This is a genomic window from Microbacterium lushaniae (assembly GCF_008727775.1).
GTDB lineage: Bacteria > Actinomycetota > Actinomycetes > Actinomycetales > Microbacteriaceae > Microbacterium > Microbacterium lushaniae.
Window position 1 is genome coordinate 441,961 of the sequence record NZ_CP044232.1, and the last position, 25,548, is coordinate 467,508.

The 25,548-nt window shown below is 72.0% G+C and carries 21 protein-coding genes; 13 read left to right on the forward strand and 8 right to left on the reverse strand.

The features are described 5' to 3' along the window. Nucleotides 1-117: 117 nt before the first annotated feature. From F6J85_RS02095 to treZ, 6 genes are all read left to right on the forward strand, one after another. A complete protein-coding gene (locus F6J85_RS02095) occupies nucleotides 118-1,002 on the forward strand; it encodes a TerC family protein (protein ID WP_150923645.1) in 885 nt (294 codons plus the stop codon). 4 nt (nucleotides 1,003-1,006) lie between these two features. Then, nucleotides 1,007-1,549, forward strand: coding sequence for a hypothetical protein (locus F6J85_RS02100; protein ID WP_150923646.1), 543 nt, complete (start codon nucleotides 1,007-1,009; stop codon nucleotides 1,547-1,549). Then, nucleotides 1,546-2,049, forward strand: a complete 504-nt coding sequence (locus F6J85_RS02105; protein ID WP_150923647.1) for a glutaminase — start codon at nucleotides 1,546-1,548, stop codon at nucleotides 2,047-2,049. The genes F6J85_RS02100 and F6J85_RS02105 overlap by 4 nt, the downstream gene beginning before the upstream one ends. A gap of 62 nt (nucleotides 2,050-2,111) precedes the next feature. Then, complete coding sequence (gene glgX / locus F6J85_RS02110) at nucleotides 2,112-4,319, forward strand: glycogen debranching protein GlgX (protein ID WP_150923648.1); 2,208 nt, start codon at nucleotides 2,112-2,114, stop codon at nucleotides 4,317-4,319. Next, nucleotides 4,316-6,796 (forward strand): malto-oligosyltrehalose synthase, encoded by a 2,481-nt coding sequence (treY, locus tag F6J85_RS02115; RefSeq protein WP_150923649.1) that lies wholly within the window; start codon nucleotides 4,316-4,318, stop codon nucleotides 6,794-6,796. Before glgX ends, treY begins: the two co-directional genes overlap by 4 nt. Continuing rightward, the gene (gene treZ, locus F6J85_RS02120; protein WP_150923650.1) at nucleotides 6,793-8,571 is read left to right on the forward strand and encodes a malto-oligosyltrehalose trehalohydrolase; all 1,779 of its coding nucleotides are present in this window, start codon (nucleotides 6,793-6,795) and stop codon (nucleotides 8,569-8,571) included. The genes treY and treZ overlap by 4 nt, the downstream gene beginning before the upstream one ends. On the opposite strand, the gene F6J85_RS02125 is transcribed toward treZ, so the two are convergent. Continuing rightward, a complete protein-coding gene (locus F6J85_RS02125; RefSeq protein ID WP_150923651.1) occupies nucleotides 8,568-8,768 on the reverse strand; it encodes a hypothetical protein in 201 nt (66 codons plus the stop codon). The two genes, treZ and F6J85_RS02125, sit on opposite strands and share 4 nt — an antisense overlap. 180 nt (nucleotides 8,769-8,948) lie before the next feature. On the opposite strand from F6J85_RS02125, the gene F6J85_RS02130 reads away from it, so the two are divergent. After that, entirely contained in the window at nucleotides 8,949-9,761 is an 813-nt protein-coding gene (locus tag F6J85_RS02130; RefSeq protein WP_150923652.1) for a tryptophan-rich sensory protein, read from the forward strand. Between the two features lie 104 nt (nucleotides 9,762-9,865). Here the strand turns inward: F6J85_RS02130 and F6J85_RS02135 are convergent, their stop codons facing one another. Beyond that, nucleotides 9,866-10,603 (reverse strand): glutamine amidotransferase-related protein, encoded by a 738-nt coding sequence (locus tag F6J85_RS02135; protein WP_238707031.1) that lies wholly within the window; start codon nucleotides 10,601-10,603, stop codon nucleotides 9,866-9,868. A gap of 52 nt (nucleotides 10,604-10,655) precedes the next feature. Between F6J85_RS02135 and F6J85_RS02140 the strand changes: the two genes are divergently transcribed. Continuing rightward, nucleotides 10,656-10,919 (forward strand): hypothetical protein, encoded by a 264-nt coding sequence (locus F6J85_RS02140; RefSeq protein WP_150923653.1) that lies wholly within the window; start codon nucleotides 10,656-10,658, stop codon nucleotides 10,917-10,919. A gap of 6 nt (nucleotides 10,920-10,925) precedes the next feature. Here the strand turns inward: F6J85_RS02140 and F6J85_RS02145 are convergent, their stop codons facing one another. Further along, entirely contained in the window at nucleotides 10,926-11,999 is a 1,074-nt protein-coding gene (locus F6J85_RS02145) for a hypothetical protein (protein WP_150923654.1), read from the reverse strand. A gap of 235 nt (nucleotides 12,000-12,234) precedes the next feature. On the opposite strand from F6J85_RS02145, the gene F6J85_RS02150 reads away from it, so the two are divergent. Together F6J85_RS02150 and F6J85_RS02155 are read left to right on the forward strand one after the other, a co-directional pair. Next, nucleotides 12,235-13,962 (forward strand): hypothetical protein, encoded by a 1,728-nt coding sequence (locus F6J85_RS02150; protein ID WP_150923655.1) that lies wholly within the window; start codon nucleotides 12,235-12,237, stop codon nucleotides 13,960-13,962. 112 nt (nucleotides 13,963-14,074) lie between these two features. After that, nucleotides 14,075-15,058 (forward strand): ECF transporter S component, encoded by a 984-nt coding sequence (locus F6J85_RS02155; protein ID WP_150923656.1) that lies wholly within the window; start codon nucleotides 14,075-14,077, stop codon nucleotides 15,056-15,058. 1 nt (nucleotide 15,059) lies between these two features. Here the strand turns inward: F6J85_RS02155 and F6J85_RS02160 are convergent, their stop codons facing one another. Beyond that, complete coding sequence (locus F6J85_RS02160; RefSeq protein WP_150923657.1) at nucleotides 15,060-15,800, reverse strand: LysR substrate-binding domain-containing protein; 741 nt, start codon at nucleotides 15,798-15,800, stop codon at nucleotides 15,060-15,062. A gap of 35 nt (nucleotides 15,801-15,835) precedes the next feature. Here F6J85_RS02160 and F6J85_RS02165 point away from each other — a divergent pair, with 35 nt between their 5' ends. Continuing rightward, the gene (locus F6J85_RS02165) at nucleotides 15,836-16,234 is read left to right on the forward strand and encodes a DUF1304 domain-containing protein (protein ID WP_191906713.1); all 399 of its coding nucleotides are present in this window, start codon (nucleotides 15,836-15,838) and stop codon (nucleotides 16,232-16,234) included. Here the strand turns inward: F6J85_RS02165 and F6J85_RS02170 are convergent, their stop codons facing one another. Both F6J85_RS02170 and F6J85_RS02175 read right to left on the reverse strand, forming a co-directional pair. Continuing rightward, nucleotides 16,235-16,642, reverse strand: coding sequence for a transferase (locus F6J85_RS02170; protein WP_150919887.1), 408 nt, complete (start codon nucleotides 16,640-16,642; stop codon nucleotides 16,235-16,237). Between the two features lie 269 nt (nucleotides 16,643-16,911). Continuing rightward, nucleotides 16,912-18,294, reverse strand: a complete 1,383-nt coding sequence (locus tag F6J85_RS02175; RefSeq protein WP_150923658.1) for an aminomethyltransferase family protein — start codon at nucleotides 18,292-18,294, stop codon at nucleotides 16,912-16,914. 109 nt (nucleotides 18,295-18,403) lie between these two features. Here F6J85_RS02175 and F6J85_RS02180 point away from each other — a divergent pair, with 109 nt between their 5' ends. Continuing rightward, entirely contained in the window at nucleotides 18,404-19,372 is a 969-nt protein-coding gene (locus F6J85_RS02180; protein ID WP_150923659.1) for a LysR substrate-binding domain-containing protein, read from the forward strand. A 43-nt stretch (nucleotides 19,373-19,415) separates the two neighbouring features. After that, nucleotides 19,416-20,015: a carboxymuconolactone decarboxylase family protein gene (locus F6J85_RS02185; protein ID WP_191906714.1), complete on the forward strand. Its 600-nt coding sequence runs from the start codon at nucleotides 19,416-19,418 to the stop codon at nucleotides 20,013-20,015. A gap of 6 nt (nucleotides 20,016-20,021) precedes the next feature. Here F6J85_RS02185 and F6J85_RS02190 read toward each other — a convergent pair whose 3' ends face one another. Then, on the reverse strand, nucleotides 20,022-20,798 hold the full coding sequence (locus F6J85_RS02190; protein ID WP_150923661.1) for a DNA-formamidopyrimidine glycosylase family protein: 777 nt from the start codon (nucleotides 20,796-20,798) through the stop codon (nucleotides 20,022-20,024). Next, nucleotides 20,791-25,500, reverse strand: coding sequence for an ATP-dependent helicase (locus tag F6J85_RS02195; RefSeq protein WP_150923662.1), 4,710 nt, complete (start codon nucleotides 25,498-25,500; stop codon nucleotides 20,791-20,793). The genes F6J85_RS02190 and F6J85_RS02195 overlap by 8 nt, the downstream gene beginning before the upstream one ends. Between the last annotated feature and the right edge of the window lie 48 nt (nucleotides 25,501-25,548).

Consider the following 25,548-nt stretch of genomic DNA (forward strand, 5'->3'; position numbering starts at 1 on the left):
CACACGTCCTGGCCGCGATGCGGTCGGCAGGCGGCGGCGCGCAGCGGGCGGCATCCCGCGCCGCGGTGGAAGGAGTCTGTGTCCGGGCCATCGGGCTGGGCCCCTTAGCATCGGAGCGTGGACTTCTCCCTCGTCATCACGCCCGACCTGATCGCGGTATTCCTCACGCTTTTCGTGCTGGAGCTCGTGCTCGGCGTCGACAACGTGATCTTCATCTCGATCCTCGCCTCCAAGCTCCCCGTCGCCCAGCAGGCGCGGGCCCGCAACCTCGGCCTGACCCTGGCCATGGTGCTGCGCGTGGGCCTGGTCTTCCTCGCCGGCTGGATCATCACGTTGACCGCCGACATCCTGCGCATCGGCGACCTGGGGTTCTCGATCAAGGACTTCATCCTGATCCTGGGTGGGCTGTTCCTGGTCTACAAGGCCGTCCACGAGATCCACCAGAAGCTGGAGGGCGCGGAGGATCACTCGGGGTCCGGCGGCGGCACAGCCACCTTCGGTGCGGTGCTCCTGCAGATCCTCGCCCTCGACCTCGTCTTCTCCCTGGACTCGGTCATCACGGCGGTCGGCATGACGACCAACATGATCGTCATCATCACCGCCGTGGTGGTCTCGTTCGGCATCATGCTGTTCGCGTCGCGGTTCATCTTCACGTTCGTCAACCGCCACCCCACGGTCAAGATGCTCGCCCTGTCGTTCCTGCTCCTCATCGGCGTCTTCCTCATCGCCGAGGGCTTCGGGCTGCACATCGACAAGGCGCTCATCTACGGCCCGATGGCGTTCGCGATCTTCGTGGAGGCGCTGAACCTGGTCGCCTCCGCGCGTCGGGCCAAGCGCGCCGAGAGCCGGCGGGCCCCCGTGACGCTCCGGCCGCGCTACCCCGACATCGACGAGTCGGTCGCCGTCTCGGCCGCCACCTCGCGCGGCGCCCGTGCGGTCGGACTCTCCCGCGGCCCCATCGAGGGAGACGGTGCGCACGACGAGCGCGCGGGGCTAGGTTAGCCCCATGCTGGTGGCCGAGTTCCCGCGCGACCTCGTCACGATCGGCGTCGTGTTCGGCCTGGCCGCGATCGTGTGGGCCGGCTGGGGACAGGAGCGGCCGCCGTCGCGGGGATGGCGGATCCCGCTGGGGGTCTTGAGCGTCGCGGGTCTCGCGCTCGTGGGTTTCGGGATCCCCGCCGCGATCAGGACGTGGGACACCGGCACTGCCATCGAGCCGGGGACACCGGCCTTCGTCGGCTACGTCGTCGCCTTCTGGCTCGAGGTCGTCATCGCCGTGGTCGGCGCGCTCGTGCTCAGGCGACGCCGGCAGAGCGAACTCCTCCCCGCCCTCATCCTTCTCATCGTCGGGGTGCACTTCTTCCCGCTCGCGCTCGTCTTCGGACAGGGGGTCCTCGCCCTGGCCGCCGTGCTGCTGGTGGTGGCGGCGGTGCTGGCCTACCTCCTGCGCCGCCGCGCGGCTCCGAGCTTCTGGTGCGCCATCCTGGGTGCTCCCGTGTTCGTGATCCTCGGCCTGTGGTGCCTCCTGGGCGGCATCGCGGCGGCATGAGCGAGCAGACCGGTGCGGTCGACGCGATCGAACAGCTGCTCGCCCGCGCGCGCGACCGCCTCGATGAAGCGCCTCAGGAGCGCCTCGGCGAACTGCGGCAGCCTCGCCGCATCCTGGGGATCGCGCGTTCCCCGCGCATCGTCCCCGCGGGGTCGGCGTGGCCCCTGGGGGTGCTCCTGCTGACGCAGGATGCGGTGCTGGCCACGGGCGAGGTGGTCCGGGCGCGCACGGAAGCGGTCCGCGGCTACACCGCCGAGTCGCAGCGAGCCCGCGCCGGCCTCGCGCACGCCGCCAGCCGCGGCGGATTCGCCGACGGTGAGACGGTGCACGTGGGCTGGGTGCGGCTGGATCCCCGCGATCTGAGGGCGGACACCGTCCCGCTGGCGGTGCAGGAGGGGCTGCCCGTCGTGCGCTGGAGCGCAGCGGGAGGCTACCTGCCGCTCTCGCGCTACCTCGACGAGCGGATCGACCTCCTGCGCTCTCCGCCCGAGCGCGCATAGTGGGGCGGGGGGTCGCCGGTCAACTCCCACGCGCGGATTCGTCACTCCCGTAGGGTTTCTCCGTGCAGGTATGGCCAGGATCCAGTTATCCCCTCGGTGCGACGTTCGACGGCAACGGAACGAACTTCGCGCTCTTCAGTGAAGGGGCCGAACGCGTCGAGCTCTGCCTCTTCGGAGAGGACGGCTCCGAGACGCGCGTCGACCTCGTCGACGTCGACGCGTACGTGTGGCACGCGTATCTCCCCAGCGTCCAGCCCGGCCAGCGGTACGGCTACCGGGTGCACGGCCCGTACGACCCGGCGAACGGACAGCGGTTCAACCCGAACAAGCTGCTCCTGGACCCCTACGCCAAGGCCGTGGACGGTCAGGTGCAGTGGGGGCAGTCGGTGTTCGGCTACAACTTCGGCGACCCCGGCTCCCGCAACGACGAGGACTCCGCGGCGGCGATGATGAAGGGCGTCGTCGTGAGCCCCTTCTTCGACTGGACCGGCGACCGCCAGCCCAAGACGCCCTACGCGGATTCGTTCATCTACGAAGCCCACGTGAAGGGCCTCACCCAGCTGAACCCGAACGTGCCGGAGGAGATGCGCGGCACCTACAGCGGCGTGGCCCATCCCGCCGTCATCGACCACCTGCAGAAGCTCGGCGTCACCGCCATCGAGCTCATGCCGGTGCACCAGTTCGTGAACGACTCGACCCTCCAGGAGAAGGGGCTGTCGAACTACTGGGGCTACAACACGATCGCCTTCTTCGCTCCACAGAACACCTACACCTCCACCGGTGAGCACGGCCAGCAGGTGCAGGAGTTCAAGGGGATGGTCAAGGCGCTGCACGCGGCGGGCATCGAGGTCATCCTCGACGTGGTCTACAACCACACCGCAGAGGGCAACCACATGGGGCCCACCCTGTCGATGCGCGGCATCGACAACGAGGCGTACTACCGCCTCGAACAGGACGACAAGCGGTACTACACCGACTACACCGGCACCGGCAACAGCCTCAACGTCGGCAACCCGCACGCGCTGCAGCTGATCATGGACTCCCTGCGGTACTGGGTGCTGGAGATGCACGTCGACGGCTTCCGCTTCGACCTGGCCTCCACCCTCGCCCGCGAGTTCTACGACGTCGACCGCCTCGCGACCTTCTTCGAGCTCGTGCAGCAGGACCCGGTGGTCTCGCAGGTCAAGCTCATCGCCGAGCCGTGGGACGTCGGGCCTGGGGGCTACCAGGTCGGCAACTTCCCGCCGCAATGGACGGAGTGGAACGGCAAATACCGCGACACCGTGCGCGACTTCTGGCGCGGCGAGCCGCAGGCCCTCGGCGAGTTCGCCTCGCGCCTGACCGGCTCCGCCGACCTGTACGAGCATTCCGGACGCCGGCCCGTGGCATCCATCAACTTCGTCACCGCCCATGACGGCTTCACCCTGCGCGACCTGGTGTCGTTCAACGACAAGCACAACGCGGCCAACGGCGAAGACAACAACGACGGCGAATCGCACAACCGCTCCGACAACATGGGCGTGGAAGGCCCCACCGACGACCCCGGGGTCCTGGCCGCCCGCGCGCGCCAACAGCGGAACTTCATCGCGACGCTCCTGCTCAGCCAGGGCGTGCCGATGCTCTCGCACGGCGACGAGATGGGGCGGACGCAGGGCGGCAACAACAACGGATACGCGCAGGACAACGAGATCACGTGGATGGACTGGGCGAACGCCGACCAGCCCCTGGTGGAGTTCACCGCTGCTCTGTCGCGCCTGCGCAGGGAGCACCCGACCTTCCGTCGCAGCCGCTTCTTCAACGGCCGCCCCGTCAAGATGGAGGAGGGCGCGCCGATGCCCGACGTCGTGTGGCTGCGGCCGGACGGGTCGGTCATGCAGCCCGAAGACTGGGAGTCGGGCTTCGGGCGCGCGATCGGCATCTTCCTCAACGGTCAGGGCATCCGCGAGCGCGACCGCCGCGGCGAGCAGATCTCCGACCGCCACTTCATCGTGCTCTTCAACGCCGGGGACGAGCGCGTGGAGTTCCGTATCCCCGACGTGAAGTTCAGCCCGGAGTGGGACGTGCTCGTGGACACCGCGGGGGAGCAGGCCAACACGGCACCTGTCGAGCCGGGTGCGGTGGTGCCGCTGGAGGCGAAGTCGCTGCTCGTACTGTGCGAGCACGACCTGCCCGACCCGGAGGTGGATCACTCCGTCGCTGCGTCGCTGACGTTCCACACGAGTGCGATTGACATCGTCCCCTCCCCCTCGCCCAAGCCGGAGGTGGGATGACCGCCCGGCCCCTGACCACGTACCGCCTGCAGGTGCGTGCCGCGTTCGACCTGGATGCGGCGGCCGCAGTGACCGGTTACCTGCGGGATCTGGGCGCCTCGTGGGCGTATCTGTCGCCGCTGCTGCGCGCGACGCCCGGCTCCGACCACGGATACGACGTCGTCGATCCCACGCTCGTCGACCCCGAACGCGGGGGAGCGGACGGTCTCGCGCGCTTCGCCGACGCCGCACGAGCGGCGGATCTGGGGATCCTCGTCGACATCGTGCCCAACCACATGGGCATCTCCGCGCCTCGCGAGAACCCCTGGTGGTGGGACGTCCTGCGCCTCGGGCGCGACTCGGCCCACGCGGAGGCCTTCGACATCGACTGGGAGTACGGAAGCGGACGCGTGTGCGTCCCGGTGCTGGGTGCCTCCCTCGACGAGGTGCTCGCCGCCGGTGACCTCGTGGTCGACCCCACGCCGGCGGCGGATGCGCCCTCCGGCGTGCTGCGCTACTTCGACCACGTCTTCCCCCTCGCCCCCGGCTCGATCGACGACGCCGGCCCGGTGGGCGTCTCCGAGGACGGCACCTCGACGGAGTCCGCGACGGCGTGGGCCGACCCCGGCGTCGTGCGCGCCGTGCTCGAGCGGCAGCACTACGAGCTGCGCTTCTGGCGTGACGAGGCTGCGGAGCTGAACTACCGGCGGTTCTTCGCCGTCACGACCCTCGCCGGCGTCCGCGTCGAGCGCCCCGAGGTCTTCGAGGCCACCCACGCCGAGATCCTGCGGTGGCTGCGCGAGGGCCTGGCGGACGGCCTGCGTGTCGACCATCCCGACGGGCTGCTCGACCCGGGCGGCTACCTCGAGCAGCTCGCCGGAGCCACCGGCGACGCGTACGTGCTGGTGGAGAAGATCCTCGAGCACGGCGAAGCGCTGCCGGCGTGGTGGGCGACGGCCGGTACGACCGGATACGACGCGCTCGCCGAGTACGGCCGCGTCCTCACCGACCCCGTCGGCGAACAGGGTCTGGACGCCCTCGATGCTCGACTGCGGACGCAGACGGGCTTGCCCGCCGCATCCGCGTGGCATGACCTCATCCACGACACCAAGCGCATGATCGCCGACACGATCCAGGTCGCCGAGATCCGCCGTCTCATCCGCGGGCTGCCCGCGCCGGTGGCCGAGCGCGACCCGCAGCGGCTGCAGGACGCCCTCGCCGAGCTGCTGGCCTGCTTCCCGGTGTACCGGTCGTACCTGCCGGCCGGCCGCGAGCACCTCGATGCCGCCGCGGCCGAGGCCTCCGGTCGCCGTCCCGACCTCGCCGGCGAGATCGCCGGGCTCCTCCCCGTGCTCGCCGACCCGTCGCTGGAGGTCGCACGCCGCTTCCAGCAGACGACCGGCCCGGTCATGGCCAAGGGCGTGGAAGACACCGCCTTCTACCGGTACAACCGGCTCGGCTCCCTCACGGAGGTCGGCGGCGACCCGTCGCAGTTCTCCCTCCCGGTGGCCGGGTTCCACGCCGCACAGGCCGCGCGCCAGTCGTCGTGGCCGCACGCCATGACCACGCTGTCCACCCACGACACCAAGCGGGGCGAAGACGTGCGCGCCCGGCTCACGGTGCTGTCGGAGATGCCCGAGCGCTGGTCGCGCGTGCTGGAGGAGTTCCGCCAGGTCGCCACCACCGGCCACGGTCCGTTCGACACGCTGCTGTGGCAGGCGATCGTCGGTGCGTGGCCGGGGCTCCCCCTGCCGGAGGATTTCGCCGGACGCCTGCACGCGTACGCCGAGAAGGCGGCACGGGAGGCGGCCGAAGCCACCGGATGGTGGGATCCGGTGGAGTCGTTCGAGTCGGCCATGCACGCCGTCGTGGATGCTGCCACCGGGCACGCGGCTGAGCTCGTGGACGGATTCGTCAGCGAAATCGTCGAGCCCGGGTGGGTGAACGGCCTGTCGCAGAAGCTCCTGCAACTGGCCGGACCAGGCGTGCCCGACGTGTACCAGGGATCGGAGCTGTGGGAGCTCTCGCTGGTCGATCCCGACAACCGCCGGGCCGTCGACTTCGCCGCGCGCGCGGCGATGCTCGCCGACCTGGACGCCGGATTCGAGCGGGGGCAGCTGCCCGCCGTCGACGCCACCGGTGCCGCCAAGCTGCTCCTCACCTCGCGCACGCTGCGGCTGCGGCGCGACCGGCCCGAGCTGTTCACGCAGTACACGCCGCTGACGGTCGTGGGCGAGGCATCCGCGCATGCCGTCGCCTTCGACCGCGGCGGTGCGCAGGCCGTGGCCACCCGCCTGCCGCGGGGTCTGGCGCGGCGGGGCGGATGGGGCGACACGGCGCTGCTGCGGCGCGACACACCGGCCGTCGACGTCCTCACCGGGCGACGGTACGAGGGCGGCGTGATCCCGCTGGCCGACCTGCTGTCGAGCTACCCGGTGGCCCTGCTCGTCCCCGCGGATGCCGCGGCGCACGACCCGCGAGAAGGAGACACGCGATGATCGAGGTGTGGGCGCCGCGCGCCGAACGGGTGCGGATGCGGCGCCTCGGCGACGACGGCACGAGCGTCGTCGAGGAGGTGCCGCTGCGACGCGGCACGAGCGGGCCGCTCCCCGGGCCGGGCTGGTGGTTCGCCGACGTCGACCTCGCCGACGGGGAGCGCTACGGCTTCGTCCTCGACGACAGCGGAGACCTCCGCCCCGACCCCCGCTCGCGCCGCCAGCCCGACGGGGTCCACGCGGCATCGGCGTGGTTCGACCCGTCGCGGTACACGTGGAACGACGCATCCTGGACGGGACGCCAGCTGGCAGGCGGCCTCATCTACGAGCTCCACATCGGCACGTTCACGCCCGAGGGCACGCTGGATGCGGCGATCGGCCGCCTCGACCATCTCGTGGAGCTCGGCGTCACCCACGTCGAGCTGCTGCCGGTCAACGGCGTCAACGGGGTGTGGAACTGGGGGTACGACGGTGTGCTGTGGTACACCGTGCACGAGGCCTACGGCGGGCCGGAGGGGTACCAGCGGTTCGTCGACGCGGCGCACGCGGCAGGGCTCGCGGTCATCCAGGACGTCGTCTACAACCACCTCGGTCCCAGCGGCAACTACCTGCCCGAATTCGGCCCGTACCTGCGCACCGGCAGCCGCAACACGTGGGGCGACTCGGTCAACCTCGACGAGGAGGCCGTGCGCGCCTTCATCGTCGACAACGCCCTCATGTGGCTGCGCGACTACCACGTCGACGGCCTGCGGCTGGACGCCGTGCACGCCCTGCACGACGAGCGTCCGACCCACATCCTGCGCGAGCTCGCCGAAGCCGTCGACGCGCTGTCGGCGCATGTCGGTCGGCCGCTCACGACGATCGCCGAGTCGGACATGAACGACCCGACGCTGATCCTGCCGCGCGAGGCGGGCGGATACGGGCTCACGGCGCAGTGGAGCGACGACTGGCATCATGCCGTGCACGTCGCCGTCTCGGGGGAGACCGTCGGCTACTACGCCGACTTCGCCGACGCGCAGGCGTTCGTCAAGGTCAGCACGAGCGGGTTCTTCCACGACGGCACGCACTCCTCGTTCCGGGGTCGCGACCACGGTCGCCGCATCCCCGGCGAGGTTCCGGCGTGGCGCCTGGTGACTTTCGCGCAGGACCACGACCAGATCGGCAACCGGGCCACCGGCGACCGCCTGTCGCAGAACCTGCCGTACCCGCGCCTGGCGGTCACCGCCGTGCTGACCCTCACGACACCCGGCACCCCGATGCTGTTCATGGGGGAGGAGTGGGGGGCGTCCACCCCGTGGCAGTTCTTCACCTCGCACCCCGAGCCCGAGCTCGGCGAGGCGACGGCGAAGGGACGCATCGCCGAGTTCGCCGAGATGGGATGGGACGAATCCGTCGTGCCCGACCCGCAGGATCCCGACACCTTCACCCGGTCGAAGCTCGACTGGGACGAAGCATCCCACGGCGACCATCGCCGCCTCCTGCAGCTGTACCGCGATCTGGCGCAGCTGCGGCGGGAGCGTCCGGAGCTGACCGACCCGAGCTGGTCGGCGCGCGACGCCCACGTCGACGACGCCGGCCACGGGCGCACCCACCGCCTCGCGTGCGGCGATGTGACGGTGTTCGCGAACCTCACCGACGCGCCCGCCGACTGCGCGGTGGCCGCGGATGCGGTGGTGCTGCTGGCCACCGACGGCGCGACGATCAGCGACACCGAGCCGGGCGCGCGCATGGTCACGATCCCGCCGGAGTCGGCGGTGGTGACGGGCCCGGTGCTCTAGATCTCTTCGCCGGTGTCGTCCAGGCGCACGCGGCGTTCGTCGTCGAGGGGCGGCTCTTCGACGAGGTCGGCGGGGTCGACGGGCCGTTCGTCCTCGGGCACGGGGCCGAGGAGGCTCTCGTCGGGATCGGCGGGCCGGTCCTCGTCCACCGGCTCGTGCTCCAGGGGGGCGTCGGATGCGGGCGAACCGTTCGACATGTGTGCTCCTCGATCGGGCGTCTCCCTGTGCGGGAGCGGATGGCCCGACCCTAACCCGCGACGGCCGGGGAGGCACCCCTCTTGCGCCGACCGCTCCATCCGCTCATATCCGCCTGAGCGCCCACCGGGCCGCTGTCAACCCGGCGCGGTCGCGGAGGAGGAAAACGTACCGTCAAGGGCATGACCACCCCCCAGGCGCGCCCGCTCGACCTCGCCCGTCAGATCGTCGTGCTCTCGGCGGTGTCGTTCATGCTGATCTCCGCGCTCCTGGGCACGGGCTTCCTCGGCGGCACGTCCGTCGAGAACTCGCAGAGCGGATCGCTCGACTCCGACGCCACCTACCTGGCGCCGGCGGGCCCGGCGTTCTCGATCTGGTCGGTCATCTACGCCGGGCTCATCGCGTACGCGGTGTGGCAGGCGCTGCCCGGGCAGCGCGCGAACCCCCGGCAGCGGGCGCTGGGCTGGCTCATCGCGCTGACGGCGGTGGTCAACGGCATGTGGCTCGTCGCCGCGCAGTTCTGGGCGCTGCCGCTCACCGTCGTCGTGATCGTGCTGCTGCTGATCGCGCTGGCCGTCACGTTCCGCGTCGCCGTGGTGACCCGCACCCCCAGCGACGGGGCGGTGGATTCGGTGCTCATCGACGGAGTGACGGGCCTTCACCTGGGCTGGGTGAGCCTGGCCACCGTCGCCAACACGACAGCCTGGCTGACCGAGACGGTGCCGCAGGAGTGGGGGGAGAACCCCGCCGCCTTCGGCATCCCCGTCCTCATCGTGGTGGGGGTCATCGGCCTGGCGATGGCGTGGGCCAGCGGATGGCGCGTGACGCCGGGTCTGGCGATCGGCTGGGGAGCGGCGTGGCTCGCGGTCGGGCGCCTCACCGAGGATCCGCAGAACACCGCCATCGGCGTGACGGCCATCGTCGTCGCGGCGCTGGTCGCGCTCATCCCGCTCGCCGTCGCCGGGCTCCGCCTGCTCCGCCCCCAGGGCGACTGAGCCCCCGTCCGTCGTTCGCCGACGTCGGAGAATCGCGCCACCGTCGGGGGATGCGGCCCGCATCCTCCGACCTGGGCGCGAATCTCCGACCTCGGTGAGGGGCGTCAGGCGGAGGAGGCGGCGGCAGCGAAGCGCTGCAGGAGCCGTGCGGGCTCGGACACGGATGCCTCGAGCACGCGCGCCGACAACCGGTCGAAGTCCTCCGCGGGGAAGTAGCCGTCGTTGCGGTAGATCGCCATGCGCTCCGTGAAGGCGTGCGTGGTCGGCTCGGGATGGAACTGCGTCGCGTACAGCCGATCGCCCACGCGGTACGCCTGCACGGGGCACGCGTCGTTCTCGGCCAGCAGCACGGCGCCCGGAGGCACCGCCGCGGCGCCCTCCTTGTGCGCGGTGAGCGCGGTGAAGGGGCTCCCGAGGCCGCCGAACAGGGCGTCGCGCGTGCCGTCGGCGGTGAGCCGGATCTCGGCGGGTCCGGTGTCCTCGGGGAACGCGCGCGACACCTCGCCCCCCAGCATCCGGGTCACGACGCCGATGCCGTAGCACGTGAACAGTGCGGTGGTGGCGGATGCGGCGGCCTGCGCCGCGATCTGCTCCAAGCCGGATTCGACCTGCCGCTGCGCGTCGGACTTCTCCGCATCCGGATCGGTGAGGTTGAACGGGCTGCCGCCGACGACGAAGCCCGCGTACCGGTCGAAGACGTCGTCGGGCAGCGGCGCGCGCACGAGGTCGTGGCGGGCGAGTCCCGCTTCGTCCCGCTGCATCCCCTCGCGAAACGACGCGTACTCGGCGGCTGCGGCCTGCACCTGCGGACGCGCGCAGACGTAGAGGAGAGGCAGGGGCACTCCGCGATTCTATGGCGGTGCAGTGGGGGCGGCGTGCGAGGAGAATCGGGCGATGGACCGTGTGCCCCACCACCTGCTCGCCGAGGACGAGGCCGCCGTCGCCGCGATCGTCGCCGAGGCCGACCGCCGGGGGTGGGATGCGGTGACCGAGCCGCTCGGGGAAATCGCATCGCCGGGTGCCCCCGCCTTTCCGCCTGCCGTGCGCGTCCGGCTGACCGCGCGGCCGGGTGCGGCGCCACCGGACGCGCGCGTCCTCGCCCGCGCCCTGCGGACGGTCCCCGGCGTGCTGCTGGATGAGACCCGCCGCCTGCACTGAGCCCGGTCAGGGGCGCAGGGCATCCAGCCCGGGGATGTCCCAGCTCTTCGCCGTGATGGTGAGCTCATCCGTGTCGTCGCCGGCGCGCATCCCCTGCACGACGAAGTCGGCGTTCTCCGCGCGGAAGATCTGCCCGTCCTCGTAGGTGACGGTCCATCCGCCGCTCGTGGCGATCCACTGGCGGTACGCATCGATACGGTTCGACCTCTGCAGACCGAAGTGGAAGGAGGGCGGGGTGGGCGCGACGCCGTCGTAGCGCACCTCCTGCTCGACCCCGGCCCACCCGTACGTCAGGCCGCCCAGCGGCAGCGTCGCCGTCCACGCCGGGAGAAGGTCTCCGACGACGTCGCTCACCTTCGCCCCCGACGTGAGCCAGATCTCGGTGTCGCCCGAGGCGGTCGAGGAGGAGGTGTGCGTGGTCACGGGAACGTCCGGCAGTGACGCCATCCACGCCGCCACCGCCTCGCCCGGCGTGCCGTTCACCAGAACGGTCGCTTCGCGCAGGCTGCCGTCCGCGCCGACGGCGACTCGGATGCTCCGAACGTCCAGGCCCATGGGCGGGGGCACCTCCCGCGCCCACACAGCCGGCTCACCCCAGCCCGCACCGGCGGCGGGTGCCAGCCCTGCCGCGGACGCCTCCGCCGGCGTGGCGAACTGCGTGCTGACGACCCAGGCGAACGCGTCGGAATCCGGCATGCCGCGGGTGGTGGCGGCGAGCGCCGACAGCACCGTGGGGATGTCGATACCGGCCTCCTCCCACCGCTGGCGCGTGCCGCCCGCAAGATACGGCTCCGGCGCCAGGGCGATGCCGAGCATCCGGGACACCTCCCCGACGTCGTAGCCGGCGTGGAGCAGTTCCTCCGGCGGGAAGGCGCCGAGGATGCCCTCGACGATGACGTCCTCGATCGCCTGAGCCTCCGGGATCCCCGTCTCCTCGACCCGGATTCCGGCCCGACGCTCGATCTCGTCCTGCAGGCTGAGCGACCCCACTGCGGCCGGCGGAGGTTCCGCCGTGCCGCAGCCGCTCACGGTGAGGGTCAGGGCGGCAACCGCCGCGACCAGGACGAGCGAACGGCGCATGGTTCTCCAGAGGTGGCGTGGGTGTTCCCGCGGGAGCGGTCGATGACCGCCGGGGACACGTTAGGCGCAGCGCGGGCATCCACCCGCCCGGACACGGGATGCCCGGACACGTCCGGACATCCGGCTGTGTCCGGGCCTGTCCGGGGTCGCGTCGGCGGGCCTCGATGACCCCGCCGATGCTTTTGGCTGGGACGACCCCCCCGGTGCGCCACGTCCGCCCACAGACAGGTCCGCCATGCTCCGCGCGCCGCGCCTCGCCCTCCTCACCGTCGTTCTCCTCGCCGTCGCCGGTCTCACCGCGTGCGCGCCCGGCGACCGGGCCGCCTCGATCTCGGCGGAGGCGGAGGGAGTCACGGTGACGGTGGCCGCTCCACCGGGCCCCGACGACGACGCCGCCGTCGAGCCGGCCGTCGCTGCGGCTCTCGAGCTCGCGCCGGGGGAGTACCTCATGGCGCGGCCGGCGGAGATCACCGCCGACGGCGAGATCCCTGCATCCGGCGTCGTGCTGTCGATGACCCTGCCGCAGGAGCTGCCGACCGACGTCTCCGGCGCCTTCGCCTACTTCGACGAGACCGCCGGCGCCTGGATGCCCGTGCCGACGACGATCGACGGTGCGGTGGCCACGGCGACGGTGGACCACCTGTCCCTGTGGACGCTCGTCGTCACCGGCCCTCAGGAGGTGCTCGCCGATCTGGCCGAGGGATTCGCCGAGGCCGGCGAGGGCATCGTGGAGGTCGCCGAGGGAGTGGGCGATTCCGTCGCCGACGGACTCACGTGGTGGAGTCAGGAGGGACCCGGCGACTGGATCTACCGTCAGGGCGGGCTGCTGCTGGGAATCCAGACCGAGGCGCCCGACTGCGGGCCCGGCCCGCTGCCGGCATGGGTCGCGCACACCGACATCTCGATCCTGACCGGTTACTCCGAGAGCCACTTCGCCGTGCTGAGGTGCGTGGGCGCCGCCGCCGACCCCGAGCGCGTGCTGGTGAAGGCCGCGATGAACCGCGGCTACGGCTTCGCGGTGAGCTTCGCCGAAGGTGTCGTGCCGGCCGATCTGGAGTGGACGGTCGGCGACGACCTGCTCTCCCTCGACGCCGATGCGCTCGGCGAGCTGTTCGCCGCCGCGGCCGCCGGGGGCGGCTACCTCGATCCCGTCGACGTGCTCATCGGCACGACGGAGCTGTCGTTCACGCTGGGTGAGGAGGATGTCCGCGCCCTCGCAGGGCAGCCGGTCGTCCACTTCACCCAGGCGACGCCGGAGCAGGCGGTGCTGTCGGTGGTCTACAAGGCGCTCATCGGCATGGTCGAGGACTCCCTGGGAGCCGTCGTCGGGACGATCCTGGCGATGCGCGACTGCGACCCCGGCGACCTGACGGCGCAGTCCGACACGACCGCGTGGGCGGGATGGGTCGTGTCGTGCCTGCAGGCGGTCGGCGACGAAGACTTCCAGGAGGGCGTCGACGAGCTGGCCTCCCATGCGTCGCAGCACGACGCCTGGCCCGAGGAGCTCGAACGACTGTGGACGGCGGACGGGACGAAGACCCTGCGCAAGGTGCTGTCGGCGCTGAAGTGGATCGACGCCGTCTCGCTGGGGCTCACGCTCATCGACTACGCCGGCGACGACGATCCCTACTACGTCGCGATCGCGGCGGTCGAGCTGCCCGCGACTCCCGTCTGGGAGGACATCGACGGCACGTGGTGCCAGGGTGACCGCTCCGGCTCGTGCTTCTCCATCACGCTGCCGAGTGCGTCGACGGGTGCGGTGGTCGAGTTCGAGGGCATGCGGGAGGGGTGCTTCGCGGGCCTCATCTACGACCCGGCGGCGTCGGGCGCCAACATCATGTACTGCCCGGCGGGGGCTGCCACTCCCGCCGCGGAGGCCCCGATGTTCGAGGGAGATGACTCCACGCGCGACCGCCTCTGGGTGTGGCAGGGCTACGGCGCCCCCACCTGGTTCCGGGGGTAGGCCCGCCCCCGGCTCCTCGCGGCGCCGCAGCCGGTGCCGTCCGGCGTGCGGCCCGCGCCCCGGTAACATCGGGTCTGCCGGAGCCGGGGGGGCGGGCGGAAGCGGGGCGAACGTGGCGACGATGCCGGATGAGGAGACCACTGAGCCGTCGGTGTCGTTCGACGTGCTCGCCGCCGATCTGCAGCGGCTGCGCAGGGAGGCAGGTGATGTCTCCTATGCCGAGATCGCCGCCCGCATCGCCGAACGCCGCGAGTCCGAGGGCATGAGCGTCGGCGCGGCCCGCGTCGCCCGCTCGACGGTCTTCGACGTCTTCCGCCCTGACCGGCGGCGTGTGAACGCCGATCTGGTCCGCGAGGTCGTGCTCGCCCTCGGTGAGGACGAGCGGTCCGCCGCGCAGTGGCGACGGCGGAGCCTGGCCGCACGGATGGCACCCGCTCCCCGACCCGCAGCTCCCGCGCATCCCGGCGGCGCCCATCTCGCCGGCCACGCGGCGGGTGAAGGTGCCCTGCGCGTCGCGCTGATCGTCGCGCTGCTCGTCGGCTGCACCGGTCTGAACCTGTTCGGAGCCGCGGTCGTCCGTCGCTGGGATCTGCCCGTCTTCCTCGACATGATCGGCACAGCCACCGCCGCCTTCGCCCTCGGGCCCTGGTACGGCGCCCTCGTCGGCGCGACGACCAACGTGCTGGGCGGCATCATCCTGGGTCCGGAGAACGTGCTGTTCGCGGTGGTGAACGTCACCGGCGCGGTCGTGTGGGGCTACGGCATCCGCCGCTTCGCGCGAACGATCCCGCGTTTCGTCGTGCTCAACGTCGCGGTCGCTCTCGCGTGCACGTTCGTGGCAGTGCCGGTGAACGTCCTGTACGACGGCAACGGCGGTCATCTGAGCGACGCCGTCATCGCCGCGATGCGCGACGCCGAGGGCCTGTGGGCGGCGGCGTTCTCCGCCAACCTGCCCGTCTCCGTCGGCGATAAGATCATCGCCGGGTTCCTCGCCCTGGCGTGCGCGCGCCTGCTCGGCCCATTCCGGCTGCGTGACCCGCAGCCCCCACTGCTCATGCCGCGGGGCGCCCGCGGGTCTGCTCCGTTCGGTGGCTGAGTCAGCGGGACGAGTTCGGCGTGCGGCCGCGCACGATCCCGACGAACGCCTGCACATCGGGGCTGTCGCCCTCGCGCGGCCACGCCAGGGCCATCGTCGAGGGCGGGCCGTCGCGCAGCGGCCGGTGGGCCACATCCCGCCGCGCGTGCAGCCGGGCCAGCGACATCGGCGCGATGACGACTCCGACGCCGGCTGCCACCGTCGCGACGGCGTCGGCGGTGGTCTCGGGGGCGTCGAATCCCGGCGCGACGGCGCCGGGGACGACCGGGTGGAGCACGTCGTCCCGCGGCACGATGACGACCTCCCCGGACAGGTCCGACAGGTCCAGCTCGTCGGCGGCCGTCAGGTGCGAATCGGCCGGAACCACGGCGACGGGAACCTCGGTGTAGAGCGGGATGACGTGCAGCTGCTCGGCGTCCAGCGGCAGGCGCACCAGGGCGGCGTCCACCATCCCCGCCGTGAGAGCGGCGTGCTGCTGGTCGACGGTCAGCGGGATGAGCTCCAGCGCGACCGCCGGGAGACGTTCGCGCCACGCCGCGATCCACTTGCCCGGTGTGGCGCCGGGCACCACGCCGAGCCGGAAGCTGCGCGCCGGGTCGGGCGCCTCCGGGCGCGACGCGCGCTCACGCGCGGGACGGGGTGCGGATGCGGCGGGGCTGCGGGATGCGGATCCGCCGCGCGGCGCGGGACGACCGCCCTTGCGCGCGGGGCGGGAAGACTTCGACCCACCGCTTCTCGCCATGCTGCCAGCGTATCCGGCGCGCTAGGTTCAACCCCATGGTGGTGATCCTCGCAACGGTGCTGGGCGCACTCGCAGCCGTCGTGCACGTGTACATCTTCGTGCTCGAGAGCGTCCGATGGACGGCTCCGCGCGTCTGGCGACGGTTCGGGATCGGCGACCAGCAGGCGGCGGACACGGTGCGCCCGATGGCCTACAACCAGGGGTTCTACAACCTTTTCCTGGCCGTGGGCGCGGCGCTCGGGCTCGTGCTCTTCTGGGCGGGCGGCCCCGGCACCGTCGCCGATGTCGCCGGGCGCACCCTGGTGCTGTTCAGCCTCGGCTGCATGGCCGGCGCCGCTCTCGTGCTGATCACGACGGGCCGGCGCTACCTCGCCGCCGCGGCCGTGCAGGGCGTGCTGCCGCTGGCGGCGTTCGTGCTGTTCCTGTTCGCCTGATCAGGCGGCCAGGCGCAGACCGCGCCGGTCGGTGGCCACTGTCTCCCCGTCGGCGATGCTCTCGTCATCGCGGATCAGAGACCCCACCGCGACCCGTGCCTGGGTGCCGATGTGCGCACGCACGCCGATCTTCGCGCCCGCCCCTACGGCGGCGCCCGATCCGATGTGCGCATGCGGCGCGATGCGCGCCTGCGGACCGATGACAGCGTCGGACTCGACCCACGCGCCGCGCCCGATCTGGGCGCCCTCGGCGATCAATGCTCCCGGTTCGACATACGCCCCCGCCTCCACGAGCGCGCTCGGGTGCACCTTGGCCCCGTGCGCGATCAGGCCACGACCGTTCACGTGCTTGCGATAACGCAGCGTCTCGCCCCGGTCGTTCTCGATGTCGATGTAGTTCTTACCCACGATCTCCTCCGGCAGCGCCATTCGGCACCGTCATGAACACCCAACGGTCGACCGCCGTGATTCATTCCCGCGCATGATCCGTCGCGCGGGGCGTCCGCGACGGTACGGGTCCGAAGACGAGGATCCCCCGCGGGCGCCGATCGCGTCAGAGACTTGACAACGGCGCCTTCGCGTGCGGATCGATGGGCGAGGGCGTGTGCACGGAGTGGGGACGAACAGGGTGCGGGCCGCTGCGTGGTCAGCGGCCCGCACCCGTCGAGGGGCCGTTCTCAGGCGGGAACGCTCGCCCGGTACGTGGTCCGTGCCTTCTCCGTCAGCGGGGCGGGCTGCACCGTCGCGCGGATCTTCACCTGCACGTGGTCTTCGACCTGCAGCTTCGAGGACGGCGTGTCCTCTCCCCAGACCACCTCGACCTCGGTGCCCGGCTCGGCGAACTCCGGCTCCACCACGGCGAGCGAGAGGATGGCGCGCTCGTTGGCCGAGTATCCGGTCCACGTCGACAGTCCCACCACGCGGCCGTCGGCTTCGACGCGGTCGAAGTGGAAGGTGTCGTACAGGGCCATGGGCAGGTTGAAGTACTTCGCCCCGGGGCCCTCGTGGAACATCGAGCCGACGGCCTTCTCGACATCGTCGCCGTTCCACACGAGCGTCACCTTGCGCCGCGTGGAGCCCGAGCCTTCCGCGGCGCGCCGCTCCAGCGCCTCCCGCCCGATGAAATCGTGGTCGAAAGCCACGATGCGGCCGTAGTCGAGTTCATCCGGTGTGACGTAGTAGTCCTCGATGTCGGGCGAGTAGAAGCTGCCGCCCAGCGGCGAGATCGTCTCGTACGCGTTCGCCGTCAGCCAGCGACGGTAGTCGGCGAGGCGCTCATCGGTGTAGATGGCCGGCAGCGGCCGGGGGAGCCATCCGGATTCCAGCGCATTGGTGTGGTACGCCCGCCCGCCGACCTCGACGAGATCGAAGTCCTTGCCCGCCTCCAGGAGGGCGGAGTGGACCGCCTCGTGGTCGTCCCACGGTCCCCACATCTCGAAACCGGGCTCGCCCGCCATGCCGTGGCGGAGGGCGCGGACCTCCTTGCCGCCGATGGTGAAGCGGGTCATGCCGAAGAAGCGCAGCTTGGGCGGCGCCGCACCCGTCGCGCGTTCGATCACATCGAGCGCGCCGGGGCCCTGAACCTGGTAGCGGTACAGGACGGGATCGCCCTTGCGCACGAGCGAGTTGTCATCGCGCCAGATCTCCACGTCGTACCCGCCGGTGACGGCGTGGTAGTGCAGCCAGTTGATCGACGGCGGGATGCCCACCGCCTGATACTCGTCCTCCTCGAGGTGGAAGAGGATGTTGTCGCCGATGATGTAGCCGTCGTGGTTGACGGCGACGAACTGCTTGGCCATGTCGACGGGGAAGTTCTCGACGCTGTTGACCGCGAGGTCGCGGATGAGCTTCAGCGCGTCGGGACCCTTGATGTTCAGATCGGCCATGTGGTGCGACTGGTCGAACAGCACCGCGGTCCGCCGCCAGGCGAGCTGCTCGTCGCGCCAGTTGCTGAACTCCTGGACGACACGGGGGACCACCGCCGGAGGCGTCTGCGATTCCCACAGCAGCTTGACGGGGCTGCCGGCCGCCGCGATGGCTTCTTCGAGATTGTTGGGCACTTCGGTTCCTCCTTGAACTGGGCCGGGTTCCTACCTCGCCATTGTTGACACGGACGACGTCGCGGGTAAAACATGTTTATTCAACGTCCCACCACAGGATTGCTGGTCAGTGTCGCCCATCCCCTTCACGCTGCGGCAGCTCGAGTACTTCGAGGCCGTCGCCGGCGAGGGCTCCCTCGCCGCCGCCGCGCAGCGATCCCGCGTGAGCGCAGCAGGCCTCGCGCTCGCCATCGACGAGCTGGAGCGGCACCTCGGGGTGCAGCTGTTCGTGCGCCGCAAGGGACGCGGCATGACGCTCACCGGCGAGGGGTCGCGGATGCTGGCCCACGCCCGCCGTGTCCTCTCCGGCGCCGAGCTGCTGGGCGCCGAGGCGTCGCAGTTCGCCGGCTCGCTGAGCGGCCGGCTGTCGGTGGGATGCTTCTCGACGCTGACCCCCTACTTCCTGCCGGCGATCCTGGAGCACTTCGGCCGGGAGCATCCCGGCGTGCAGCTGGACTTCGTCGAGGCGGATGCCGCGTCCCTGGACGAGCTGCTCCTGCGCGGTCGCATCGATGTCGCGCTGCTGTACCACGTGGATGTGTCGCCGCAGCTGGCCTTCGACCCCGTCCGCAACTACCGGCCGCACGTCCTGGTGGCCAAGGATCACCGATTGGCCGCCCGGAAAGGCGTGCACCTGGCCGAGCTGGCCGACGAACCGCTCATCGAACTGGACGTGCACCCCACGCGGACGAACACCGAGCGCATCTTCCATCTCCTCGGCCTCGAGCCGAGCATCGGTCATGTCTCGCGGAACTACGAACTGGTGAGATGCCTGGTCGGGCGCGGCCTCGGTTACGCCGTGATGTTCCAGCGGGCCTCGGCCGACCGCACCTACGACGGGCACGAAGTGCGGCGCCTGACGCTGCTGGACCGCGTACCGCCGTCCATCGTCGGCCTGGCCCGGCCGGCCGGCGCCCCCCGCTCGGCGCGGTATGCCGCGCTGTTCGAGATGCTGGTGTCGACCTCCGGAGCGCGGGAGGGGCGGGAGGCGATCGCGGCATCCGCGCCGGAGGGACGGCGCGGCTCGGCGCCCGCGTAGTGCCGTTGCGCCGCCTGCCATACTCGTCCGCGAGGAGGCACGCATGCCCACAGGCCAGGACGCACGCCGGCTGCCGCTGCGCAGACCCGAAGAGCTCGACGCGGAGCAGAGCGGACTGTACGCGCGGATCGTGGGTGGGCCGAGGGCGTCGCAGTCCGTTCCGGTGACGGCGCCGGATGGGTCGCTGCTCGGACCCTTCGCGGTGATGGCGCTCGCCCCGGAGGTGGGCGACGCCGTCCAGCAACTCGGCGCCGCGTTGCGCGTGTCCACCGGAGTGGACCCGCTCACGCGAGAGGCCGCCATCCTGCTGGTCGCCGCGCACCACCGCTGCGAGTTCGAGTGGTTCGCCCATTCGGGGGCAGCAGGCCGGGCGGGGCTCACCGAAGGCCAGCTGGCCGCGCTCCGGGATGGCCGGGTGCCGGCGGAGCTTCCCCCGCTCACGACGGCAGTGCTGGAGGTCGTCGACTCGCTGCTTCGGCATCGCTCGCTCGATGACGCAGAGTACGCCGCGGCGGCGGCGTCCCTGGGCGAGCAGGCGCTGGCCGAGGTGGTGTGGCTGACCGGCTACTACTCCATGCTGGCCGTTGCCCTCGCGACCTTCGAGCCGCCCAACCCGCTGAGCGGCGGCGTGACCTTCACCTGAGCGGGCTCAGGGGGATTGGCACTCCGGGCACCAGAACACGTTGCGTTCGCTCGTCGCGGTGGCGCCCAGGGACCCGCCGAGGATGGTCGCGCCGCAGCGGCGGCACGGCTTGCCCTCGCGCCGGTAGACCCACGTCCGGCGCCCGGGCCGCGCGTCGCCGGTGAAGGTGCGCGCGGGCCGGGAGAGGTTCGCGCGGATCATGCGCACGCCGACATCCAGCAGCCCGGCCGCGTCGATCTCGGTCGCCGGGCGGGTGGGCGGGATGCCGCGGACGAAGAGCATCTCGTTGGCGTACTCGTTGCCGAAACCGGCGACGTTGCGCTGATCCAGCAGCGCCACGTGCGCGGCCCGCGAGTCGGCGCCCAGACGGCGCGCCGCCTCCGCCGCATCCCAGTCCTCCGCCAGCGGATCGGGACCGAGGTGCCCCACGATGCGCTCCTCGTCCGCCGTGGGCAGCACTTCGACCAGGGCCAGGTCGAACCCCACCGTCACGGCCTGCGCCGTGCCGACGACCGCGCGGACCGCGTGCGCGGGCCCTCCCCACCGCTGGCCGGGCCGGTACAGGTCCCACCGCCCCTCCATCTTCAGGTGGGAGTGCAGCGTCCAGCCCCCGATGCGCTCGAGCAGGTGCTTGCCGCGCGGCACGACGGCCACGACCTCCTCGCCCCGCAGGTCGGCCGTCGCGCTGCGCGGCACGCGGATGTCGAATCGCGTGACCTCGTGCCCCACCAGCGCGTCGGCGAGCCGCTTCGCGGTGCGGTGCACGGTGTCGCCCTCAGGCACGGGCAGCCTCGCGCAGCGTGTCACCGGCAGTGAGGCGGCGCAGCGTGAGGCCGCGGGGCGACTCCACGAACCCCGCATCCCGCAGCGCGCGGCCGACGGCGGTGCCGTACACGAACGCGCCGTTGACCTGCTCGATCGTGAGGGTGTCGAGCCGCCGGGAGCGGGCGGTGGCGACCAGGTCGCGCGCAGCGGCGGCGAGGGCCTCCTCATCGTCGGTGAAGGCCAGCGCGCTGCGCCCGCCGCGCTCGAGGTACAGCGTCAGCACGCCGTCCACGAGCACGACGAGCCCCCCGGCTTTCCGGCCCGGCCGGTGCGAGACGCCCTCGAGCCCCGGCCACGACAGGGCCGCGCCGTAGGGATTCGCCGGGTCGGTGGCGGCGAGGGTCACCGCCCGCATCGGCGCGGGGTCGGGGAGGCCCGCGAACTCCCGCAGGCGGTCGACGGTCGTGGAGGCGGCGAACTGCGCGGCGCCGAGCTTCTCGATGACATAGCCCCGGCGGCAGTGCCCCGCCTCCTCGAAGCCCGACAGGATGCGATACACCTGCGCGAAACCGCCCGGCACCCCCTCCGACTGCACGGCGCCGCGCGTGACCACGCCGTAGCGGTCCAGCAGCAGGCTCGCCGTCGCGGTCGCCCGCAATGCGGCATCCGGTTCGGGGTTCGGCAGCAGCGACCACCGTCCGCCGATCGCCGGCGGGCGCGGCGGCGCCGAGGTGCGCGGAACCGCGGCCCCACGGTACAGCCGCGACCGCGGCGCGCGCCGGGCGACGCGGTGGGACTGCCCACCGCCGCTGAGGAGCGTGCGCACCGGCGCGAAGGTGTCGTTGGTGACCCGCCCCGCCCATGTCAGCGACCACAGTGCCTCGATGACCGACTGCTCGTTCTCGGCCTCGGCCAGGGTGCGCAGCTGGGCGGCGAAGTATGCGCCGCCGGAGGCGAGGGCCGCCAGCACCCGCGCCTCGAGGCTGTCGGGCGCGATCTCGTCGTCCGGAACGCGCAGCGTGAGGGTGGCAGCATCCGCGGGATGCAGGGCGACCCAGCCGTCGCGGCCGGGCAGCGTCCCCTCGCCCGACCACACCACCTCGCCGGTCGCGGTGAGTTCGTCGAGCATCGCGGGGGAGTAGCCGCTCACGCGGGAGGGCAGGATGAGCGACTCCCACGCGCTGGCGGGGATCGGCACGCCGGCCAGCTGCTCCACGACGGCCGCGACCCCGTCGACCCCTTCGAGCGGACGCGTGACGTGCTGCCACACCGGGAGGAATCGCGCGTACGCCTCGGGCGGCACCGGCTCGACGCTGCCGCGGATCGCGGCCAGCGACCGCATCCGCAGGCGTCGGAGCACCTCGGCGTCGCACCACTCGGTGTCATCCCCGTTCCCGGTGCCTGAGGCCGTCGACGGCTCGGGCAGGAAGTAACCGCTCGCGATCCGCCCCTGCGACTCCAGCCGCTGCAGGGTCAGGCGTGCCACGGCGACGCCCACGCCCAGCCGCTCGGCGACGGCGGACGCGCGGAACGGGGCGTGCGTGCGGGCGTATCGGGCCACGAGATCGCCCAGCGGATCGGCCAGCGGCTCCAGGAAGGCATGCGGGATGCCCACCGGCAGCGCCGCGCCGAGGGCGTCGCGGAGGCGACCGGCGTCCTCGATCGCGGCGATGCGCGGGGTGCCGGCGAGGGTCACGGGGATCGCGCGCCGGTCGCTCACGAGCCGGTCCAGGTGCGCGACGGCCTCGCTCAGGGCGTCGCCCTCGGTCCCTGAGCCGGTCGACGGGTCCAGGCGCGCCGCCACCTCGGCGGCGTCGAGGGGTCCCAGCACCCGGAGCAGGTCGGCGACCCCTTCCACGCCCCGCGCGCGGCGCTCCGGATCGAGCCGCTGGGCCTCGCGCTCGAACTGCGCGATGACGTCGGGGTCGAGCAGCTCGCGCATCTCGACCTTGCCGAGCAGCTCGCCCAGCAGAGCCGGATCCACCGACAGCGCCGCCGCACGGCGCTCGGCCAGCGGCGAGTCGCCCTCGTACATGAACGCGCCGACATACCCGAACAGCAGGTCGCGCGCATACGGCGACGGCTGCGACGTCGTCGTCTCGACCAGGCGGATGCGCCGCTCCCCGATGCCGCGGGCGATGTGCAGCAGCGCGGGCAGGTCGTACACGTCCTGGAGCACTTCGCGGAGGGTCTCCAGGATGATCGGGAACGTCGGGTGGCGCCGGGCGACCTCCAGCAGCTGGGCGGACCGCTGGCGCTGCTGCCACAGGGGCGCGCGCCGGTTGGGGTTCAGGCGGGGCAGGAGCAGCGCGCGGGCGGCGCACTCCCGGAAGCGCGAGGCGAACAGGGCCGAGCCGCCGACCTCGTCGGTGACGATCTGCTCCAGCTCGGCCGGGTCGAAGACGAACAGCTCGGCGCCGGGTGCTTCGGCCGCCGCATCCGGCACGCGCGCGATGATGCCGTCGTCGCTGGCGACGGCTGCTCCCTCCACGCCCAGCCGCTCGCGGATGCGGGCGTTGACCGCCAGCGCCCACGGCGAGTGCACTTGCATGCCGTACGGGGAATGCAGGATGACGCGCCAGTCGCCGACCTCGTCGCGGCTGCGCTCGACGGTGAGCGTACGGTCGGTGGGGAGGCTCCCGGTGGCTTCGCGCTGCTCGGCCAGGTAGGAGAGCAGATTCGTGATCGCGTTGTCGTCCAGGCCCGATGCGCGCAGCCGCTCCTGGGCCTTCTCGACGGTCGCGGCGGACAGGTCGCGGGAGAACTTCCCCAGCGCCTCGCCGAGTTCGGCCGGGCGGCCGATGCCGTCGCCGTGCCAGAACGGCACCTTGCCGGGCTGGCCGAACGCCGGCACGACGTTGACCCGGTCGTGCGTGATCTCCACGATGCGCCAGCTCGTGGTGCCGAGGGTGAACACGTCGTTGACGCGGGATTCGTAGACCATCTCCTCGTCGAGCTCGCCGACGCGCGCGTTCTGCGACTCACCCGCGACGAACACCCCGAACAGACCCCGATCGGGGATGGTCCCGCCGCTGGTGACCGCGATGCGCTGCGCGCCGGGGCGTCCGGTGAGGGTGCCGGCGTCGCGGTCCCACACGACGCGGGGGCGCAGCTCGGCGAACTCGTCGGACGGATAGCGCCCGGCGAGGAGGTCGAGGGTCGCCTCGAACGCCGAACGCGGCAGCGAGCGGAAGGGGGCGCTGCGCTTGACGGTGTCGAACCAGCCCTCCACGTCGATGGCACCCAGGGCGGATGCGGCCACCGTCTGCTGCGCGAGGATGTCGAGCGGATTCTGCGGAACCGAGATGGCCTCGATCTTCCCGCCCAGCATGCGCTCGGTGACGACCGCGGTGTGCAGCACGTCGCTGCGGTGCTTGGGGAACAGCGCCGCGCGGCTGACCTCCCCCACCTGGTGTCCGGCGCGGCCCACCCGCTGCAGCCCGGACGCGGCGCTGGGGGGAGCCTCGACCTGGATGACGAGGTCGACGGCCCCCATGTCGATGCCGAGCTCGAGGCTGCTGGTGGCCACGACGCAGCGCAGTGAGCCCGATTTGAGCTCTTCCTCCACCTGGGCGCGCTGCTCCTTGGACACCGAGCCGTGGTGCGCCTTGGCGAGGATCGCCGGTGCACCCGCGTTCGAGCCCGCCTGCGCCATCATGGCCGCCGGGACCGTGGGCTCGGGCAGGTCGATCCCGAGCCGCTCGGCGTAGATCTCGTTCAGCCGGCCGGTGAGGCGTTCGGCCAGGCGTCGCGAGTTGGCGAAGACGATCGTGGAGCGATGCTGCAGGATGCGGTCGACGATCGCTTCCTCGACGTGCGGCCACACCGATCCGGTCATCTCGGTGTTCTCGGCGAACCACTCCTCGCCGGCTTCGGGTGCCTCCGCGCCGGGGGGCGGGGGAGGGTTCAGCATGTCGTCGACGGGCACGACGACCCGCAGCTCGAACTCCTTCGTCGAGCGCGGGGCCACGATGTCGACCGGTGCTGCGCCGCCGAGGAAGCGGGCGACCTCGTCGATGGGGCGCACCGTGGCCGACAGCCCGATCCGCTGGGCAGGGCGATGCTCCGCCTCCCGTCCGTCCTCCGCGGCGGCCGACCGGCGCAGCGCGTCGAGCCGCTCGAGGCTCACGGCGAGGTGGGCGCCGCGCTTGGTGGCCGCGACCGCGTGCACCTCGTCGACGATCACGGTGTGCACATCGCGCAGGGTCTGGCCGGCCTGGCTGGTGAGCATGAGGTAGAGCGACTCGGGGGTGGTGATGAGGATGTCGGGCGGGGCCGTGATGAGCTTGCGCCGGTCACCCGCGGGCGTGTCGCCCGAGCGCACGCCCACCGTCACCTCCGGCGCCGGGATGCCCAGGCGCCGGGCGGACTGCCCGATGCCCACCAGCGGGGAGCGCAGGTTGCGCTCGACATCGACCCCGAGCGCCTTCAGCGGCGAGATGTAGAGGACGTGCGTGCCGCGCGGAGTCTTCGCGCGCTTGGCCGGTCGCTTGCCGGGTGCTGCCGCGGGGGGATCGGGGGGTTGTTCGCGGAACACGCGGTCGATCGCCCAGAGGAACGCCGAGAGCGTCTTGCCCGATCCGGTCGGGGCCACCACGAGTGCGTTGCGTCCGGCCGAGATGGCCTTCCACGCGCCCTCCTGCGCGGCCGTGGGCGCGGCGAACGCGCCACGGAACCAGTCCTGCGTCGCAGGGCTGAACCGCTCGAGCACATCGCTCACTCCCCCATCCTCTCCTGTGCCGCCGACACCGGCGCGGGCTTGACGGGT